This is a genomic window from Candidatus Pseudothioglobus sp. uisw_070 (genome assembly GCF_059512545.2).
In genome coordinates this window covers 25,854-42,667 of the sequence record NZ_CM183456.2, presented here as the reverse complement: position 1 = coordinate 42,667, position 16,814 = coordinate 25,854, and the positions used below count along the sequence as shown (strand labels likewise).

General features: G+C 39.3%; 19 protein-coding genes and 1 tRNA gene. 9 read left to right on the top strand and 11 right to left on the bottom strand.

What is annotated here, in order from left to right; all coding sequences use genetic code 11:
• Positions 1–22: 22 nt before the first annotated feature.
• The 4 genes from AC5YGD_RS00215 to AC5YGD_RS00200 are packed head-to-tail and all read left to right on the top strand — an operon-like array spanning position 23 to position 4,133.
• The gene (locus AC5YGD_RS00215) at positions 23–1,162 is read left to right on the top strand and encodes a glycine cleavage T C-terminal barrel domain-containing protein (protein ID WP_496141570.1); all 1,140 of its coding nucleotides are present in this window, start codon (positions 23–25) and stop codon (positions 1,160–1,162) included.
• A 29-nt stretch (positions 1,163–1,191) separates the two neighbouring features.
• Entirely contained in the window at positions 1,192–1,644 is a 453-nt protein-coding gene (locus AC5YGD_RS00210; RefSeq protein WP_496141569.1) for an OsmC family protein, read from the top strand.
• A gap of 39 nt (positions 1,645–1,683) precedes the next feature.
• A complete protein-coding gene (locus tag AC5YGD_RS00205) occupies positions 1,684–2,499 on the top strand; it encodes an enoyl-CoA hydratase (protein ID WP_496141568.1) in 816 nt (271 codons plus the stop codon).
• Positions 2,500–2,510: 11 nt separating this feature from the next.
• On the top strand, positions 2,511–4,133 hold the full coding sequence (locus AC5YGD_RS00200; RefSeq protein WP_496141567.1) for an AMP-binding protein: 1,623 nt from the start codon (positions 2,511–2,513) through the stop codon (positions 4,131–4,133).
• A gap of 42 nt (positions 4,134–4,175) precedes the next feature.
• On the opposite strand, the gene AC5YGD_RS00195 is transcribed toward AC5YGD_RS00200, so the two are convergent.
• From AC5YGD_RS00195 to coxB, 7 genes are all read right to left on the bottom strand, one after another.
• A tRNA-Thr gene (locus AC5YGD_RS00195) sits at positions 4,176–4,251 on the bottom strand.
• 63 nt (positions 4,252–4,314) lie between these two features.
• Positions 4,315–5,013 carry an SURF1 family cytochrome oxidase biogenesis protein gene (locus AC5YGD_RS00190; protein WP_496141566.1) on the bottom strand — a complete coding sequence of 233 codons (699 nt, stop codon included), beginning with the start codon at positions 5,011–5,013 and terminating at the stop codon, positions 4,315–4,317.
• On the bottom strand, positions 5,013–5,231 hold the full coding sequence (locus tag AC5YGD_RS00185; protein ID WP_271537156.1) for a DUF2909 domain-containing protein: 219 nt from the start codon (positions 5,229–5,231) through the stop codon (positions 5,013–5,015). The genes AC5YGD_RS00190 and AC5YGD_RS00185 overlap by 1 nt, the downstream gene beginning before the upstream one ends.
• A gap of 68 nt (positions 5,232–5,299) precedes the next feature.
• Positions 5,300–6,178, bottom strand: a complete 879-nt coding sequence (locus AC5YGD_RS00180) for a cytochrome c oxidase subunit 3 (protein ID WP_271558684.1) — start codon at positions 6,176–6,178, stop codon at positions 5,300–5,302.
• A gap of 15 nt (positions 6,179–6,193) precedes the next feature.
• The gene (locus AC5YGD_RS00175; protein ID WP_271537158.1) at positions 6,194–6,715 is read right to left on the bottom strand and encodes a cytochrome c oxidase assembly protein; all 522 of its coding nucleotides are present in this window, start codon (positions 6,713–6,715) and stop codon (positions 6,194–6,196) included.
• A gap of 102 nt (positions 6,716–6,817) precedes the next feature.
• Positions 6,818–8,428 carry a cytochrome c oxidase subunit I gene (gene ctaD, locus AC5YGD_RS00170; RefSeq protein ID WP_496141565.1) on the bottom strand — a complete coding sequence of 537 codons (1,611 nt, stop codon included), beginning with the start codon at positions 8,426–8,428 and terminating at the stop codon, positions 6,818–6,820.
• A gap of 15 nt (positions 8,429–8,443) precedes the next feature.
• Positions 8,444–9,568 carry a cytochrome c oxidase subunit II gene (gene coxB, locus AC5YGD_RS00165; RefSeq protein ID WP_496141564.1) on the bottom strand — a complete coding sequence of 375 codons (1,125 nt, stop codon included), beginning with the start codon at positions 9,566–9,568 and terminating at the stop codon, positions 8,444–8,446.
• A 325-nt stretch (positions 9,569–9,893) separates the two neighbouring features.
• Here coxB and AC5YGD_RS00160 point away from each other — a divergent pair, with 325 nt between their 5' ends.
• Together AC5YGD_RS00160 and AC5YGD_RS00155 are read left to right on the top strand one after the other, a co-directional pair.
• Entirely contained in the window at positions 9,894–10,859 is a 966-nt protein-coding gene (locus AC5YGD_RS00160; RefSeq protein ID WP_271537161.1) for a COX15/CtaA family protein, read from the top strand.
• A 4-nt stretch (positions 10,860–10,863) separates the two neighbouring features.
• Positions 10,864–11,526: an SCO family protein gene (locus tag AC5YGD_RS00155; RefSeq protein ID WP_496141563.1), complete on the top strand. Its 663-nt coding sequence runs from the start codon at positions 10,864–10,866 to the stop codon at positions 11,524–11,526.
• Here the strand turns inward: AC5YGD_RS00155 and AC5YGD_RS00150 are convergent.
• The 4 genes from AC5YGD_RS00150 to hisF are packed head-to-tail and all read right to left on the bottom strand — an operon-like array spanning position 11,518 to position 13,977.
• Positions 11,518–11,709 carry a DUF2970 domain-containing protein gene (locus AC5YGD_RS00150; protein ID WP_271537166.1) on the bottom strand — a complete coding sequence of 64 codons (192 nt, stop codon included), beginning with the start codon at positions 11,707–11,709 and terminating at the stop codon, positions 11,518–11,520. The genes AC5YGD_RS00155 and AC5YGD_RS00150 overlap by 9 nt on opposite strands.
• A 2-nt stretch (positions 11,710–11,711) precedes the next feature.
• Entirely contained in the window at positions 11,712–12,608 is an 897-nt protein-coding gene (gene cyoE / locus AC5YGD_RS00145) for a heme o synthase (protein ID WP_496141562.1), read from the bottom strand.
• Positions 12,608–13,144 (bottom strand): redox-active disulfide-containing membrane protein, encoded by a 537-nt coding sequence (locus AC5YGD_RS00140; protein WP_496141561.1) that lies wholly within the window; start codon positions 13,142–13,144, stop codon positions 12,608–12,610. Before AC5YGD_RS00140 ends, cyoE begins: the two co-directional genes overlap by 1 nt.
• A gap of 59 nt (positions 13,145–13,203) precedes the next feature.
• Entirely contained in the window at positions 13,204–13,977 is a 774-nt protein-coding gene (hisF, locus tag AC5YGD_RS00135; RefSeq protein ID WP_496141560.1) for an imidazole glycerol phosphate synthase subunit HisF, read from the bottom strand.
• A 127-nt stretch (positions 13,978–14,104) separates the two neighbouring features.
• On the opposite strand from hisF, the gene uppS reads away from it, so the two are divergent.
• The 3 genes from uppS to dxr are packed head-to-tail and all read left to right on the top strand — an operon-like array spanning position 14,105 to position 16,802.
• Positions 14,105–14,851, top strand: coding sequence for a polyprenyl diphosphate synthase (gene uppS / locus AC5YGD_RS00130; protein WP_496141559.1), 747 nt, complete (start codon positions 14,105–14,107; stop codon positions 14,849–14,851).
• Positions 14,851–15,651: a phosphatidate cytidylyltransferase gene (locus AC5YGD_RS00125; RefSeq protein WP_496141558.1), complete on the top strand. Its 801-nt coding sequence runs from the start codon at positions 14,851–14,853 to the stop codon at positions 15,649–15,651. The genes uppS and AC5YGD_RS00125 overlap by 1 nt, the downstream gene beginning before the upstream one ends.
• The gene (dxr, locus tag AC5YGD_RS00120) at positions 15,648–16,802 is read left to right on the top strand and encodes a 1-deoxy-D-xylulose-5-phosphate reductoisomerase (protein ID WP_416695536.1); all 1,155 of its coding nucleotides are present in this window, start codon (positions 15,648–15,650) and stop codon (positions 16,800–16,802) included. The genes AC5YGD_RS00125 and dxr overlap by 4 nt, the downstream gene beginning before the upstream one ends.
• The last annotated feature ends 12 nt before the right edge of the window (positions 16,803–16,814 follow it).

Here is a 16,814-nt window from a genome sequence, read left to right as displayed (position 1 = left end):
TATTTAATGCGAATTAGTGTCTATGAAAAAAGAATTTAGTTTTGGAACCCAGGTGAGGAAGTCTCCATATTTTGATGCGACAGTGCGCTGGGGAGCACAGGGATTTTCAGTCTACAATCATATGTATATTCCTAGAGACTTTGGTGATCCAGTACAAAACTTCTGGAATCTTGTGAATGAGGCCATTCTTTGTGATGTTGCAGTTGAGCGTCAAGTTGAAATAACGGGCCCAGATGCTGCTAAATTTGTACAATTACTAACACCTCGAAACCTTTCCGAGTGTGCTGTTGGGCAGTGCAAGTATGTACTTATTACTGATGAAAATGGTGGCGTATTAAATGACCCCGTACTCTTAAGGCTTGGTGAAAATCACTTCTGGCTATCTTTGGCTGATAGCGATATTTTGATGTGGGCCAAAGGTGTCGCCGTCAACTCTGGACTAGATGTTAATTTAGGTGAGCCTGATGTATCGCCGCTTCAGCTTCAAGGTCCTAAGTCAGGCGATATTGCAAAAGCAATCTTTGGTGAAAGAATAGATAGCCTTAAATATTACTGGCTAGAAGAGTTTGAACTGAATGGGATCCCATTAATCATTTCCAGAACAGGCTGGTCAAGTGAGTTAGGTTATGAAATATACCTACGTGATGGCTCTCGAGGAAATGAACTCTGGGACCACATCATGGAAATTGGCAAACCAATGGGGCTGGTTCCCGGACATACTTCAACAATAAGAAGAATTGAGGGAGGTATGCTTTCTTACCAGGCAGATATGGACTACACTGTAAATCCATTTGAGCTTGGATTAGATCGACTCGTTGACCTTGAAATGGATGCAGACTTTATTGGAAAAGATGCACTTAAAAAAATTCAATCTGAGGGAGTTAAGCGAAGACAAGTTGGTGTAGAAATCTCATGCCCACCTCTTCAGCATCCCAATACCAGCTACTGGCCAATTTTTATAGATTCAAGTGAGGTTGGCTACATAACGTCAGCAGTTTACTCGCCTAGGCTTGACAAAAATATTGCACTTGCTATTATAGATGTTGACTATTCGGCTATAGATATGGTTGCAGAAACTCGAACGTCAGAGGGAAATCATCCTATTAACGTTGTGCAAAAACCATTCTATGACCCTAAGAAAAAAATTACTTCAGCGTCTTAAACCGATCAAAATTATTTAGGAGAAAGTTTATGTCTGAACTATCTATCAAACTTAACTGGAAGAGAAAAGAAGAAGAACTCTCTCCTGGAAAATTTTCTAGCGAACATGAAGTTTCATACAATGATCATTACATGGTTAAGGCTGACACTGCTCCTGACTGGGGTGGCTCAGCTGAAAACACCAATCCTGAACAAGCTCTAGCTGCCTCATTAAGCAGCTGTCATATGATGACTTTTTTAGCTCTTTCAGCAAAAACAAAGTGGCCTATATTATCCTATGAAGATCATGCAATTGCACACCTAGGCAAGAATGATAAGAAGCAAATGATTGTAAATAAAATAGACCTGCATCCAAAAGTATCCTTTGACCATGGTTTTGAAGTTAGTCATGAAGAATTAGAAAAGATGCACGACAGAGCTCACAGATATTGCTTCATTGCAAATACTCTAGACTCTGGCGTAGAAGTTAACATAAACATTTAAAAAAATTTAAAGCGTATATGCTAATATAAGGCTTATTTTATGAGCAACGAGGAAAGTCCTATCGAATCAATACTGCTTGAAGAATTTACTGATAATGGCGTCTTTCGCTTAACACTAAACGATGCCAAACGAAGAAATGCTTTGTCTGAAGAGATGATGACTGCAATGACTCTGTCTCTTAATCACGCCTCAAAAGATGGAAAGACCAGAGTAATCATAATTGCTGCTAACGGCCCAGCATTTTGCTCTGGTCATGACTTAAAACAAATGTCTGCTGGAAGAAATGCTGATGATGATGGGCTCGAATACTTCACAAAAGTTTTTTCATCCTGCTCTGCCCTCATGCAGCTAATTGTCAATCATCCTAAGCCAATCATTGCTGAGGTTGCTGGAGTGGCAGCTGCAGCTGGCTGCCAGCTTGTCGCGTGTTGTGACCTAGCTGTTGGCGGAGAATCCTCACGATATATTACGCCAGGCGTCAATATTGGTCTTTTTTGCTCAACTCCTATGGTCGCGCTATCTCGAAACATATCCAACAAAGCAGTGATGGAAATGCTATTAACTGGAGAAATGGTAGATGCAAATAAAGCAGAGCGCATTGGCCTTATCAATTGCGTTGTAAACGATAAAAATTTAACTATAAGCGCTATGGAGCTTGCTGAAGTGATTGCCTCAAAATCAAGTATGACTTTAAAAACTGGCAAGCAAGCTTTCTACAATCAGAAAGATATGTCTATTTCTGATGCTTACGATTATGCATCAAAAGTAATGGTCGATAATATGCTGACACTTGATGCAAAAGAGGGCATTAATGCATTTCTAGAAAAACGTCAGCCTAAATGGCAAGATGAATAGTCATAACGATTATGGGCAATCCTTACAACACTGATTTAGATCGAAATCCAGCTAACTATCAGCCTCTAACGCCAATTACTTTTCTTGAAAGAGCGGCGTCAGTATTTCCAGACTACACAGCAATAGTTCATGGGTCCATAAAGCGAAGCTATAGTGAGTTCTATCAGCGCTCTTGTCAGCTTGCATCTGCGCTTTCAAAAAAAGGGATTAATCGCGGTGATACTGTATCAGTAATTCTTGCAAATACTCCTGCAATGCTCGAGTCGCATTATGGCGTTCCAATGTGTGGGGCTGTTTTACATAGTATAAATACGCGACTTGATGCCACAACAATTGCCTACCAAATTGATCATGCTAATACTAAAGTGCTGATTGTGGATCGTGAGTTTATTAGCGCTATTCGATCTGCATTAGAACTATCTAAGGTAAATCCGATTTTAATTGACTACAGTGACAGTGAATTTCCAATAAGTGGCTCCCTAAGTGGAGCGGTTGAATACGAGTCTTTTTTATCTGGTGGAGACCCTGGGTTTGATTGGCTTATGCCCGAAGATGAGTGGGATGCAATATCACTAAATTATACCTCTGGAACTACAGGAAACCCGAAAGGAGTTGTTTCTCATCATCGCGGCGCTTACCTATTAGCTCAAGGCAATGCGCTCATTGCCTCAATTAATAAACACGCAGTCTATCTTTGGACGCTGCCTATGTTCCACTGCAACGGCTGGTGCTTTCCTTGGACAATGTCTGCAATAATTGGAACACATGTTTGTTTAAGACACGTCAAACCTGAACCGATTTGGGACGCCTTGTCCGATTACAAAGTGACTCACTTATGTGGGGCTCCAGTTGTTATGTCAACAATTCTTTCACTAGAAAATAGTAAAAGGCGTTTGCTTGAAAACAGAGTTGAGTTCTTTACCGCTGCAGCACCTCCCCCTGAGAAAACACTTACTGAAATGAACGTATCGGGCTTTAATGTCACTCATCTATATGGCCTCTCTGAAACCTATGGCCCTGCAGTTGTTAATGAATGGCACCAAGAATGGAATGACCTTAATAAGGAAAAACAAGCTTCACTAAAAGCCCGTCAAGGCGTTCGTTATCTGCCACTAGAATCTCTTGATGTTGTTAATCCAAAAACCATGAAACCCGTTCCTCATGACGGAAAGACTATTGGTGAAGTAATGTTTAGGGGCAATGTAGTCATGAAGGGTTATTTAAAAAATAAAAAGGCGTCTGAAGAATCCTTTGCAGGTGGATGGTTTCACTCAGGTGACTTAGCGGTCATTCATAATGATGGCTACATTCAGCTTAAGGACCGCTCAAAGGACATTATTATCTCTGGCGGTGAAAATATATCCTCCATTGAAATAGAAGAGGTATTACATAAGCACCCTGCTGTTAATGCAGCAGCAGTTGTAGCAATGCCTCATGAAAAATGGGGCGAGTCCCCTTGCGCATTTATAGAACTTAACAAAAACCAGAAAGCCTCAGAAGAGGAGCTTGGTCAATGGTGCCGTGACAACATGGCTTCATTTAAATTACCACGTAAATTTATTTTTGAGGCCATTCCAAAAACCTCAACTGGAAAAGTACAAAAATTCATTTTACGAGAACGAGTAAAAAATTAACAATAAAAAAGCGGTCATTTAGACCGCTTAATACTTATTTATTGGTGCCGAAGGCCGGACTCGAACTGGCGACCTACTGATTACAAATCAGTTGCACTACCAACTGTGCTACTTCGGCTTAGTGGGAAATTATACAGTAAGCTTTTTTATTTAAAGAATGTTTTATACCATCAAAATTTGATTATTTTTTGCGCTGCTTTATCGCAATACGAATTCCTATTATTGCAAGAACAAGGGCCATCAAAAACCATTGAATAGCATACCCTATATGCTTTTCAATACTTCCAGTGTAAGGCTCCCATTTTCTAATGAAACCATTAGAGTCAGACGCATCTAACAAGCCAATGACACTTGAAAAATCAACCTTGGCTCTATCAGCCATATCTTGTAGGTCGATCGATTGGATTAGGACTGGAAATTGAATACCAATTTCACTTGGCTTGAGCTCCATTCTCTTAATTGGTTTTGAGATCTGTACCTTTATTTCTCTAGTCTCTTGTCCAATAACTATATCTGCTAATTTATCTCTACGCCCGTTCCATGGAATAAAACCTCGATTAATTAAGATAGCTTTTGACTGGCCTTCTAAGGCATAAGGAGTTAGAACATAATAGCCTGAAACTTGGTCAACAATTTGATTGTCATAGATAAACTGCTTATCACTTAAGTACTTTCCCTGAAGTCGAACCTCATAATACTCTTTGCTTTGAAGGCCTTCTTCTTTCTTGATAAGTTCAACACTGCCAGTATTCGCCTGCTTTATTGAGGTCTCAATACTGCGTTTGTCATCGGCGCGTTCCAGCTGCCAAAAACCGAGGGATACTAAAAATGCAAAGGTCGCAGTTATTAGAATCGAAGGAAGAATAAAACGTAAGCTCATTATTGGGTTGGCAGCAGGTTAAAGTTATTAGGCTCTATCCATCCAATATAATTAGCAAATAGTAAAAAGACAAACAAGAAAACTGAAAGAATAATCCTCATTCTTAGCGCTTTAAACATTTTGTCAGAACCTTCTCTGCCTCCTTTAAGTAAGCCAATAACAGCGGCGCCTAAAAAGAAAAATATTAATACAATTATAGCTATTACAAAATAATCCATAGTTTTCCTACGTTAATTGAAAAAAAGACCCCAACGAAGGGGCCTTTTACAAAACCATATATTCGTAATTATATCCAGTATACGAATATGAATAGCCCTAGCCAGACTACATCAACAAAATGCCAATACCAAGCAACGCCTTCAAAGGCGAAATGATTCTCCAAATTGAAGTGTCCTTTTTGAATACGATAAAGAATTACTGTCAGCATAATCACACCAATGGTTACGTGGAAACCATGGAATCCTGTCAGCAAGTAAAACGTTGATCCATAAATTCCAGAAGTTAGCTTTAATCCATCGTGGTAGGCATGTCCATACTCAGTAATTTGGAAGCCCAGGAACACAACCCCTAGCGCAATTGTTGCTAGCATCCAAGCCATCAATGCATTTCTATGGCCAGCCCTTAAAGCGTGATGAGCATAAGTTAAAGTAACACCTGAAGTTAAAAGAAGTCCCGTATTTAGCGCTGGAAGTCCCCAAGTATCTACTAATTTAAAGTTAGTAGCAAAAGTAACGCCGTTCTGCCCTACTTCACCAGGAGTAGTAATAAGAGGCCAAGCTGATTTAAAGCCCTCCCACAACTCTGGCGTATAAATATTGTTGTACTCACCACCAAGCCAAGGCACACTCAAAACTCTTGCGTATAAAAGAGCACCAAAGAAGGCTGCAAAAAACATTACCTCAGAAAAGATAAACCAACTCATTCCCCATCGAAAAGATTTGTCAACTTGTGAATTGTAGAGTCCGCCAATACTCTCACTGACAACTGTTCCAATCCACCCAAATAACATAAATGCAATTATTGCAAAACCCAAAACCATCACAGGCCAGCCCCAACTTACATCATGCATTTGGTTCGCAAACCCTACAAATAAAGTTGAAACACCAATTGATCCAATAATCGGCCAGTAGGTGCCATGAGGTACATAATATTTTTCGTTACTCATTTTTCTTCCCCTTTCTTAACTATCTAACTTATAAAAATTATAGGACAAACTAACATCTTTGATCCACTCATCCATTTCAGGCTCAATTACAAATCGAAGCGTCATTTCGACCTCTTCATTAGGTTGAAACGCCTGCTTTACAAAACAAAAACACTCTAGCTTTTTAAAGTGAAGCGCCGCATCTGTAGGCGCAACACTTGGAATTGCTTGACCATAAATTATTTCATCGGTCGTATTTTTAGCAATGTAGCTGGTAGTATAAAACTTTCCAGGTATGACTTCCATCGAGCTTACTTTCGGCGCAAACTGAACTGGGAAGCCAGGAGTCGTTGCCGCAAAAAAACTAACACTCACCAATCTCTCTTCATTTACTTGATACTGCTTTTCTGTTTCTACTCTACCAGTCTTTCCATTAAAACCTGTTATGTCGCACAGCACATCATATAAAGGCACCATCGCGTAGGCAAAAAAGAACATCAAGATTGGAACGGAAACTAGCTTTATCCAAAAACTTTTTGTAATTTTTTTTCTTTCCACGTCAGGAGTTAAGGGCAATGGTTAGTGCATATAGCCCAATTGCAACACCAGCAACTATCAATGCAGTTATACCAACACCTCTATTGTTTTTTTTATCTACCATTAATTACTCTGAGACTCTGCCAAAATTTCAGCTCTTGTTGGCGGAACGTCAAACGTATGATAAGCAATTGGTGATGCTAAAGTCCACTCTAGACCTTTAGCGCTTTCCCACGGTCTTGCATCTGCTGGCTTACCATTACGGATGCAATTTACAACAATGTAAGTAAGCAATAAGAATGACAGTCCAAAAGAAAATGCACCAATTGAAGAGATAAAGTTAAAGTCAGCAAACTGAAGTGAGTAGTCAGGAATACGACGCGGCATTCCAGCAAGTCCCAAGAAGTGTTGAGGGAAGAACGTTACATTAACCGAGATAAGCGCCCACCAGAAATGAAATTTAGCTAGGGGCTCGTTGTACATCTTTCCTGTCCACTTAGGAAGCCAATAAAATACTGCTGCAATGATTCCCCATAGGGCTCCAGTTACAAGAACATAATGAAAATGAGCAACTACAAAATAAGTATCGTGGTACTGAATATCGGCTGGAGCGATGCCAAGCATTAGTCCAGAAAAACCACCAATCGTAAATAAAAATACAAACGCAAGCGCCCAAAGCATAGGTGTTTCAAAGCTCAAAGAACCCTTCCACATCGTCGCAACCCAGTTAAAAACTTTTACTCCAGTAGGGACTGCAATTAACATTGTTGCGTACATAAAGTAAAGCTCGCCTGCCACAGGCATTCCCGTTAAGAACATATGGTGAGCCCATACTATGTATGACAAAAATGCAATCGATGCCGTTGCATAAACCATTGAAGAGTAGCCAAAAAGAGGCTTCCTAGCAAAGGTTGGAATAATATGAGAGATGATACCAAAGGCTGGCAAAATCATAATATAGACCTCTGGATGACCAAAGAACCAAAAAATATGCTGGAACATTACTGGATCACCGCCGCCCGCCGCATCAAAAAATGCTGTGCCAAAGTTTCGATCCGTCAGCATCATCGTAACAGCTCCTGCTAGAACTGGCATTGCACCAATTAACAAAAACGATGTGATTAACCATGTCCATACAAAAAGTGGCATGTCCATTAATCGCATTTCTGGGGCTTTCATATTAAGAACAGTAGCAATAATGTTAATCGCTCCCATAATTGAAGAAAATCCTAGTAAGTGAATTGCAAAAATGAAGAAGTCAGTTGAGTCTGGAGCAAAGGTCGTTGAAAGTGGTGCGTAAAAAGTCCAGCCAAAAGCAGGCGCTCCGCCCTCCATAAAGAACGTACTCAAAAGAATTGCTCCTGCAAACGGCAAGATCCAAAAACTCCAATTATTCATTCTTGGCAGAGCCATATCCGGCGCTCCTACCATTAAAGGAATAAGCCAGTTTGCCAAACCAACAAAGGCCGGCATAATCGCTCCAAAAACCATAATTAAACCATGCATTGTAGTCAGCTGATTATAAAACTGTGGTTCAAATAATTGCAAGCCAGGCTGTAAAAGCTCTGCTCGAATTCCCATTGCAAGTGAACCACCTATAAGAAGCATTGCAAATGCAAACCACATATATAGTGTTCCAATATCTTTATGATTGGTTGTTTTAACCCATCTTAGAAGTCCTTTTTCAGGGCCATGACCGTGATCATCGTATGCTGCCGTTGAAGTTGAGCTCATATATTTCTCCTTAAATTAACGTGCAGATGTAACATCTGAAGGTTGAACAACTGATCCATTATTACCAAAAGATCTTCTTTCGTATGTTATTACTGCAGCTATGTCAGAATCACTTAGCGCCTTAAATGAAGGCATTCTTCCGACCACTCCATTTATAACTAGATTAAGTTGGTATGCTGCTGGGCCATTGGCTACCTCTGATCCAATCATTGCAGGAAAGACACCAGGAATACCGGTGCCGTCTTTTTGATGACAGCCCGAACAGTTTGCGTTGTATACAGTTTCTCCCTTAGCAACAAGATCTGCCTCAGTCCAAACTTGAGTAGCGCTTGCAAGTTCAGCAACTTTTTCAGCCTGCATACTTTCAACCCACTCAGCGTAGTCAGCTTTAGAAACAACATCAACAACAATAGGCATAAACCCATGGCCTTTTCCGCACAGCTCAGCGCATTGACCTCTATAAGTTCCAATTATGTTGGGTTTTGCCCATGCATCATTTATAAATCCTGGGTTTGCATCCTGCTTAAGGCCAAACGCTGGAACCCACCAGTTATGAATTACATCATTTGATGTAATCAAAAAACGAATTGTTGTATCTACTGGAACGACTAAACGCTTGTCAACTTCGCGAAGGTAGCCGCCCTCTTTATGAACAGCTTCACGCTCTTCAGGTGTTCCCTTGATAACATCCATAGACGATTGTGCGAGATTAGAAGCAAAGCTTATGCCCTCTTCAGGATAGTCATATTGCCACTTCCACCTTACTCCAGTTACCTTTATAGTCATATCAGCCTTATCCAGAACCTCAATGTCAATAAGTGTCTTTGAAGCTGGGATAGCCATTGCGATTAGAATCAAAACTGGTATTCCTGTCCATAAAAACTCTACTGTCGTGCTCTCATGAAAGTTAGAAGCCTTAGCTCCTTTTGACTTTCTGTGTGCAATAATTGAATAAAACATTGCGCCAAAAACAACAACACCAATTCCTACACAAACCCAAAATACCATCATGTGAAGGCCCCAAATATCGTTACTAATATCTGTAACGCCTTTGGTCATATTGAATGTGTATTCTGCCAAGACAGACTTGGAGCTTAAAAGTGCAATAAATGCGCCGGTAAGTTTAAACAATAATTTCATAGAATCTCCGAATTAAATCTTTGTATAGCTATATTATTAATTAGATATATAGCTCTTAAATATGCAATTTCAATTTTCAAATAAAAAATGCAATCAAATGATACCTGTTTATCGTCTTTTTACCAAGTAAAAATTCACCTTTATTCTCAATATTGGTTGAACTTTTTTCGCTTGTCATCCTAGCTGTAAAAAAGAAAGACCAAAAGATTGAAAATGCAATCAATACCCATATATATTATCAAGAAATGAAAAATAATTAACGTAATTTTTCAAAATTTAACTTGCTTCAATTAAAATATCTCTCTGACTAAACTAATTACCGACTATGTTCAATAAAACCATTAATATTTCCTTAATCTTAGCTCTTATAGTTGTCATTCTTGGGGCCTATACTCGACTTGCAGATGCAGGACTTGGCTGCCCAGATTGGCCAGGATGTTATGGCGAGTTATTAGTTCCAGATGTTATTTCGAGTGAATATGAAAGGCCCCTTGATGTTGCTAAAGCATGGAAAGAAATGGTTCATAGGTATGCCGCCTCAATACTAGGACTTTCAATACTTGTTATATTTTTACTGGCAGTATTTCGTAAAACCGAAAGAGAGCAATCTATTAAACTTCCCACAGCTTTACTTTTACTGGTGGGATTTCAGGGTGCGCTTGGAATGTGGACTGTTACCGAACAGGTTCACCCAGGCATAGTTACCATGCATTTGTTTGGAGGCTTCTCAACAACCACTTTGTTATTTTGGCTTTTTTTGAATCAGCGTTCACAAGCAAAAATTGGGCAGCCTGTTTTAAAACGCCATAAATTAATGCTCATCATAGTAACCGCTTTACTGATATTCCAAATATTTCTGGGCGGCTGGACAAGTACTAACTATGCAGCACTTTCTTGTGGTGAGTATTTTCCTACTTGTTTAGGTGAGATGTGGCCTGAAGATATGGACTTTAAAAATGCCTATTATTGGGGTGAGCTTGGAGTCGATTATGAATTTGGAATTTTGGAAAATCAAACTAGAACTGCTATTCAGATGGTTCACAGAGTTGGAGCGATAGTTGTTACTGTAGCGATACTTTCATTATGTTTTGTTTTAGAGAATTATCCTACATTAAGGCGGAATATTATTGTAGTTTTAGGCCTCTTATCGGCCCAAGTTGCACTTGGTATTATCAATGTTGTTATGTCTTTACCAATGTTTGCTGCGGTTATGCACAACGCAGTTGCTCTTTTTCTTTTATTAAGCTTAATAAGCCTCGCACATAGAATGTTTAATCAAAATACTGCTTAATAATATGAACAAAACTACCCAAATATCTTTACTTTTGGTAGTCATAATTGCAGCTATGGCTACCTTTTTTTATGCTGGTGGTAAGCCAAATATGCAGGATCTCAAAAAATCTGTTGCCCCTGCAGCATCTTTATATCCTGAGGCAAAGTCTGTTTCGGAGAAGCTAAACTTTATTAATGATGGGTCAATAGCGACGCACTTATCAGATGTGTCTCAAGGAAAATGGGTGCTATTATATTTTGGCTACACATCATGTCCAGACGTTTGCCCAATAGACCTTTCAAAGATCAATCTGACATACCGGTTGATGGAAAATCAAAAGAAACTTCAAGTTGTTTTTATATCAGTAGACCCTATGCGTGATATTGGAAAGCTTGATCAGTTTGCAGGCGCATTTAACCCTACTTTTTTAGGTTTGACCGCTCATCAAGATGAGCTATTGTCAATTAGCAGCTCGTTAGGGGTTTATCATGAAGTAGTTGAATCACAAAAATTAGCTCTGGAAGATCATAGCAATCATGACCATGGTGGTCACTATGACATTGATCATACAAGCAGCTACTTGCTTTTTAACCCAGAATTAAAGCTCACAGCTCTTTTGACAAGTCCTCATGAGCCTCTAGCAATGGCAAAGGCAATTGATATAATTATCAAAAATCTAAGGTAATACAAGCCTAACTGCAAATAGAATAGTTCCAATAAAAAGTGCGGTCATAATAATTCCAACGATAACGTAAGGCCAAGGACCAGTCTTCTCTGTAGACTCAAAATCTTGCGCTAAATGTTTCTTTTTTCCAACCCCAATCATTGCAGAAGCTACCGCTCTAAAAACTTGTAATAAAGATCCCATTACTAGGAAGAAACTCCAAAAGTCATCAAAAGATAGTGATCGAGCAGCAAGGCTAGGAACAAAACCATTAAATAATTAATTGAGAATTTAAAGGTTTTAAATGCAATGTGAGGATTTTCAGGCTCTATAAAAATCTTAATAGAGTAGCCTAAAAATAGTGCTCCTAGAGTTGCAGCTGAAACTAAGTAAATTAAACCGCTCATACCTGTCAAGTAAGGCAGCAGAGCAACCAAAAATAATAGCACTGTATATAAAAGAATTTGTACTCGAGTGAATTCAAGGCCATGAGTAACTGGAAGCATTGGTATTTCAGCTTTTTTATATTCCTCTCGCCTATGAATTGCTAACGCCCAAAAGTGCGGAGGCGTCCAAATAAAGACAATTAAAAAAAGCAAAAGTGCGTATTCAATTCCTTGAGAACCTGCTATAGAGGTCCATCCAAGAACTGGAGGCGCAGCGCCTGCAGCGCCGCCAATAACTATATTTTGAGGCGTAGCCCTCTTTAAATACATTGTATAAAAAACAGCGTAGCCGATCAAAGAAATAAGCGTCAAAATTGCAGTCAATAAGTTAACATAAATTACCAATAATGAAATGCCCACAATGCCTAAAAAGAACCCCCATATCAGCGCTTGGTTTCTCGTTACTCTGCCCTCAGGCAAGGGGCGTCGATCGGTACGAGACATCTTTGTATCAATTTTTTCATCGACCACGTGATTAAAAACTGCAGCGGACATTGCGGCTAATGATATTCCTGCAGAAGCGACAATAATTAGAAAAAGATTAGGAAGGTATGGCACTGCTAACAGCATTCCAACAACAGCCGTAAGCAAAATCAGCGAGACAACTTTGAGCTTACAAAGCCCCAAGAGGTCTCTAAGAGAGGGAAGACTGCCCATTAACCTATCCTTGAATATTTAAGTAGGCGCTTAAGATCCTTTAGCACAAACTTAATGTTGATCTCTTTTGAGTTGTAGTAAAGCATAAAGTTACCAATTGGATCAATTAAAAAAATTGAGTTTTCTGGAAACTCTGCAAGCTTAGCAGCTAACTTTTTATTAGTAACTCTAGCTATAAGTAAGTTTTCATCGCTAACCATAGGCAGCGAACCATCTTCAGTAATCAAAACTCTTTGAATTCTTCGCATGTCCATGTTTATGAGGGTGCGGATCGTTTTAATATCTGCTACAGCCTGTTCACAGATGCTATCACAGTTTTTTGAAGCGTATGCAAGCGTCCAAAAGCCATTAAATGTGGCATCGTCTTCAAATTCAATATCGGCTTTTTCAGTTGTTATAACTGGGCGAATAAGCTCACCATAGTTAACTGTATTCTGACTGAAATAAGTCGGATTCAAATAAAAAAATAAAGTACCAATGGCTATGGGCAGAATAAATATCGATAACAATACCCAAAAATCTTTTTTTACTGTCATTTGTTCCCTAGAGTCAAAACTGCGTAATGATACGCTTATGAACTTAAAAACTCAACCAGCTAAAGCCTAACTTCTATGCCTTTTTCTCGCATTGCTTTTTTAGCTTCTTCTATAGTAAACTCTCCAAAGTGAAAGATGCTAGCAGCAAGAACTGCATCGGCTCCACCATCAATAACGCCCTCAGATAAGTGTGATAAATTACCAACCCCGCCAGAGGCAATTAAAGGAACGTCAACCGCATTAGAAACTGCCTTAGTTAGCTCAAGATCAAATCCATTTTTAGTGCCGTCCCTGTCCATTGATGTTAGAAGAATTTCTCCAGCACCATTTTCTCCTTCTGTCATTTTTACGGCCCAATCTATGGCATTAATACCTGTAGGTTTTCGCCCTCCATGGGTGAATATTTCCCATTTCAATGGATTAGAGGAGACTCGCTTTGCATCAATAGCTATAACGATACACTGGGAGCCAAATATAGTGCAAAGCTCATTAATAAGTTTTGGGTTAAAAATTGCAGCAGAGTTAACTGCAACTTTATCAGCACCCGCCATTAACATTGCCCGAACATCATCAGCTTTTCGAATGCCGCCTCCAACAGTGAGCGGAATAAAGACCTGATTAGCAATCCTCTCAACCATTTCTATCGTGGTGTTTCTTCCTTCATATGATGCTGTAATATCTAGAAATGTTATTTCGTCAGCACCTTCATTATCATAACGCTTTGCCACCTCAACCGGATCCCCAGCATCTTTAATATCAATAAACTTAACGCCTTTGACAACTCTCCCGTCGCGGACATCTAAGCATGGGATTATTCTTTTTGCTAAGCTCATGAAGCATTATTTTACCGCATAAACCTAGTCAGATTTTTTAGTGCATTATGTTAATGATAGTATCAAGCCCCATCAATGGATACTTTGGATTAGGTTTTGAAGACCCTAATAGGTATAATTGCGCTCCATGACTGAAAAAAAACTAGGCTCATTTAAAGACGAAAAACTACCTCCCCAGCATATAGCTATCATTATGGATGGAAATGGAAGATGGGCAAAATCAAAGCACCTTCCTCGCTCAAGTGGCCACCAAAAAGGGGTTCAAAGTGTTAGAAAAATTGTTAAGCATTGTGGTCAGTTGGGTGTTAATACTTTAACTCTATTTGCTTTTAGTAGTGAAAACTTAAATCGCTCTAGTGAAGAAGTTGGGCTTTTATTCAAGCTTTTTTTAACTGTTTTGAAAAATGAAACAACGAAACTAAACGATAACAATATTAAGCTTAAAATTATAGGAGATCTTTCCGTTTTTACTCCTGAAATACAGCGGCTAGCTGTTGACGCAGAAAAACAGCTCAAAAATAATAATGGCCTCAATCTTGTTATAGCTGCAAACTATGGTGGTCAGTGGGATATCGCAGAATCTGCCAAAAAAATTGCCATTAAGTCTGTCAACGGAGAAATCGATCCTGAAAAAATTGATGCTCCCCTTTTCCACGCGCATTCTTCTCTCGCAGACTTCCCTAAAGTAGACCTGTTAATTAGAACAAGCGGTGAAGTAAGGATAAGCAACTTCTTGCTCTGGGAGATTGCTTATAGTGAACTATATTTCTGTAACACCTTGTGGCCCGACTTTGATGAGCATGAACTAGATGCTGCCATAGAGTCCTTTCACTTGAGAGAGCGCCGATTTGGAAAGCGAAATGGTGAAAAATAATGCTTCTTAAGAGAATCTTAACGGCCTCTATTGTTGCGCCAATTGCAGTTTTTGGTATTTTGGTATTGACTCAAACTAGCTTTGCATTAGCCGTTGCTTTAATTCTTATTATTAGTTCTTGGGAGTACTGCAATCTAATTCAAATAAAGCATTTAGCAGGTAAGGCTCTTTATGCTTTACTTATATTATTAGTAACCTATTTTCTAAGTAATGCTCTTTCAAATTTAACTATCTTATATGCTGCTGCGTGGTGGTTAATCGCCTTAGTTTGGGTAGTAATATTTCCAAAAGGCTCTCGCCTACTCAGAAAAAATTTATTAGTTAAGCTAGTCAACGGTTTGTTTATTTTTGTGCCAATGGCAATCGCATTGATGGCACTTCACTTGTTAAACCCCATGCTAGTGTTGTCTCTTTTAATTTTAATCTGGGCGGCAGATATTGGCGCTTATTTTGCAGGTAAGCTTTTTGGTAAAACTAAGCTATGTCCAAGTGTTAGTCCTGGAAAAACACTTGAAGGAGTATTTGGTGGGGCTGCTCTTGCTCAAGTGGTTGCTATTTTGTATGTATATGTTTCAAACCAAGCGCCGTTATTGAGCGATTTTTTAATATTTAGTTTTATAGCCCTGGTGATTTCACTTGTGTCAGTTCTTGGTGACTTATTTGAGAGCGTTTTAAAGCGCATTGCAGAAGTAAAAGATAGTGGTAATATCCTTCCTGGACACGGCGGAATACTAGATAGAATAGATAGCTTAACATCGTCTGCTCCAATATTTTTTCTTTTAATTATGTTCTTGCTATGAAAAATGTAGCTATTTTAGGGGCAACGGGCTCAATTGGACTAAACACACTAGCAGTTATGTCACTTCATCCAGAAAAATATAACGTCTTTGCCTTAACGGCAAACAATAGCTGGAGGGAAATGGAAAAGCTTTGCATTAAGCACATGCCAAAATTTGTAGTAATGGCTAATGAAGGGGCTGCAGAGAGCTTAAGAAAAGTTGTGCCAGAAGGGGTTATCGTATTACAAGGTGAGGGCGCTTTAAATGATATAGCCTCTCATAAAAATACAGATTTTGTTATGGCGGCAATAGTTGGAAGCGCTGGACTATCCTCAACTTTTGCAGCGGTGACCTCAGGAAAAAGAGTTATGCTTGCAAATAAGGAGTCTCTAGTCCTAGGTGGTAATTTATTAGTTGCTGCCGCCAAAGAGTCTGGGGCAGAATTAATCCCTGTGGACTCAGAACATAGCGCAATATTTCAATGCCTGCAAGGTGGCAAACAGGGCCTTAATAAAATACAGCTAACTGCTTCAGGCGGTCCTTTTCTAAAAACACCAATAGCAGAACTTAATAAAGCAACCCCAAAACAGGCCTGCGCGCACCCAAAATGGAAAATGGGCCAAAAAATATCAGTTGACTCTGCTACCATGATGAACAAAGGCCTGGAGGTAATTGAAGCTCACTTCCTATTTCAACTTTCGTCTTCTAAAATCGAGGTAGTAATTCATCCCCAAAGTATTATTCACTCGTTTGTTTATTTTAATGATGGCAGTGTGTTATCCCAACTTGGACTGCCAGACATGAGAAGCGCCATATCTTATGCATTATCCTATCCAAGCCGGCAAACTTCTGGTGTTGAAGAGCTTGATCTTACCAAGCAAACATCACTAGAATTTTTATCGCCCGATATGGATAGGTTCAAGTGCCTAGGACTAGCATATGATGCTTTAGAACAAGGGCAGAGTTCCCCTGGAACGCTTAATGCTGCAAATGAGGTTGCTGTGGACGCTTTTTTAAATAAAAAAATAGGGTTTCTAGACATTAGCAAAATTATAGAAAAAACCTTAGCTATAGCTCCTATTTCGAGGCTTGACACGCTTGCAAGTGTTGTGGAAAATGACTATCTTTCTCGTCAAATAGCTCGGTCTGTTATTGAGCCGAGTCTTTCATAACAAACCGTCCTA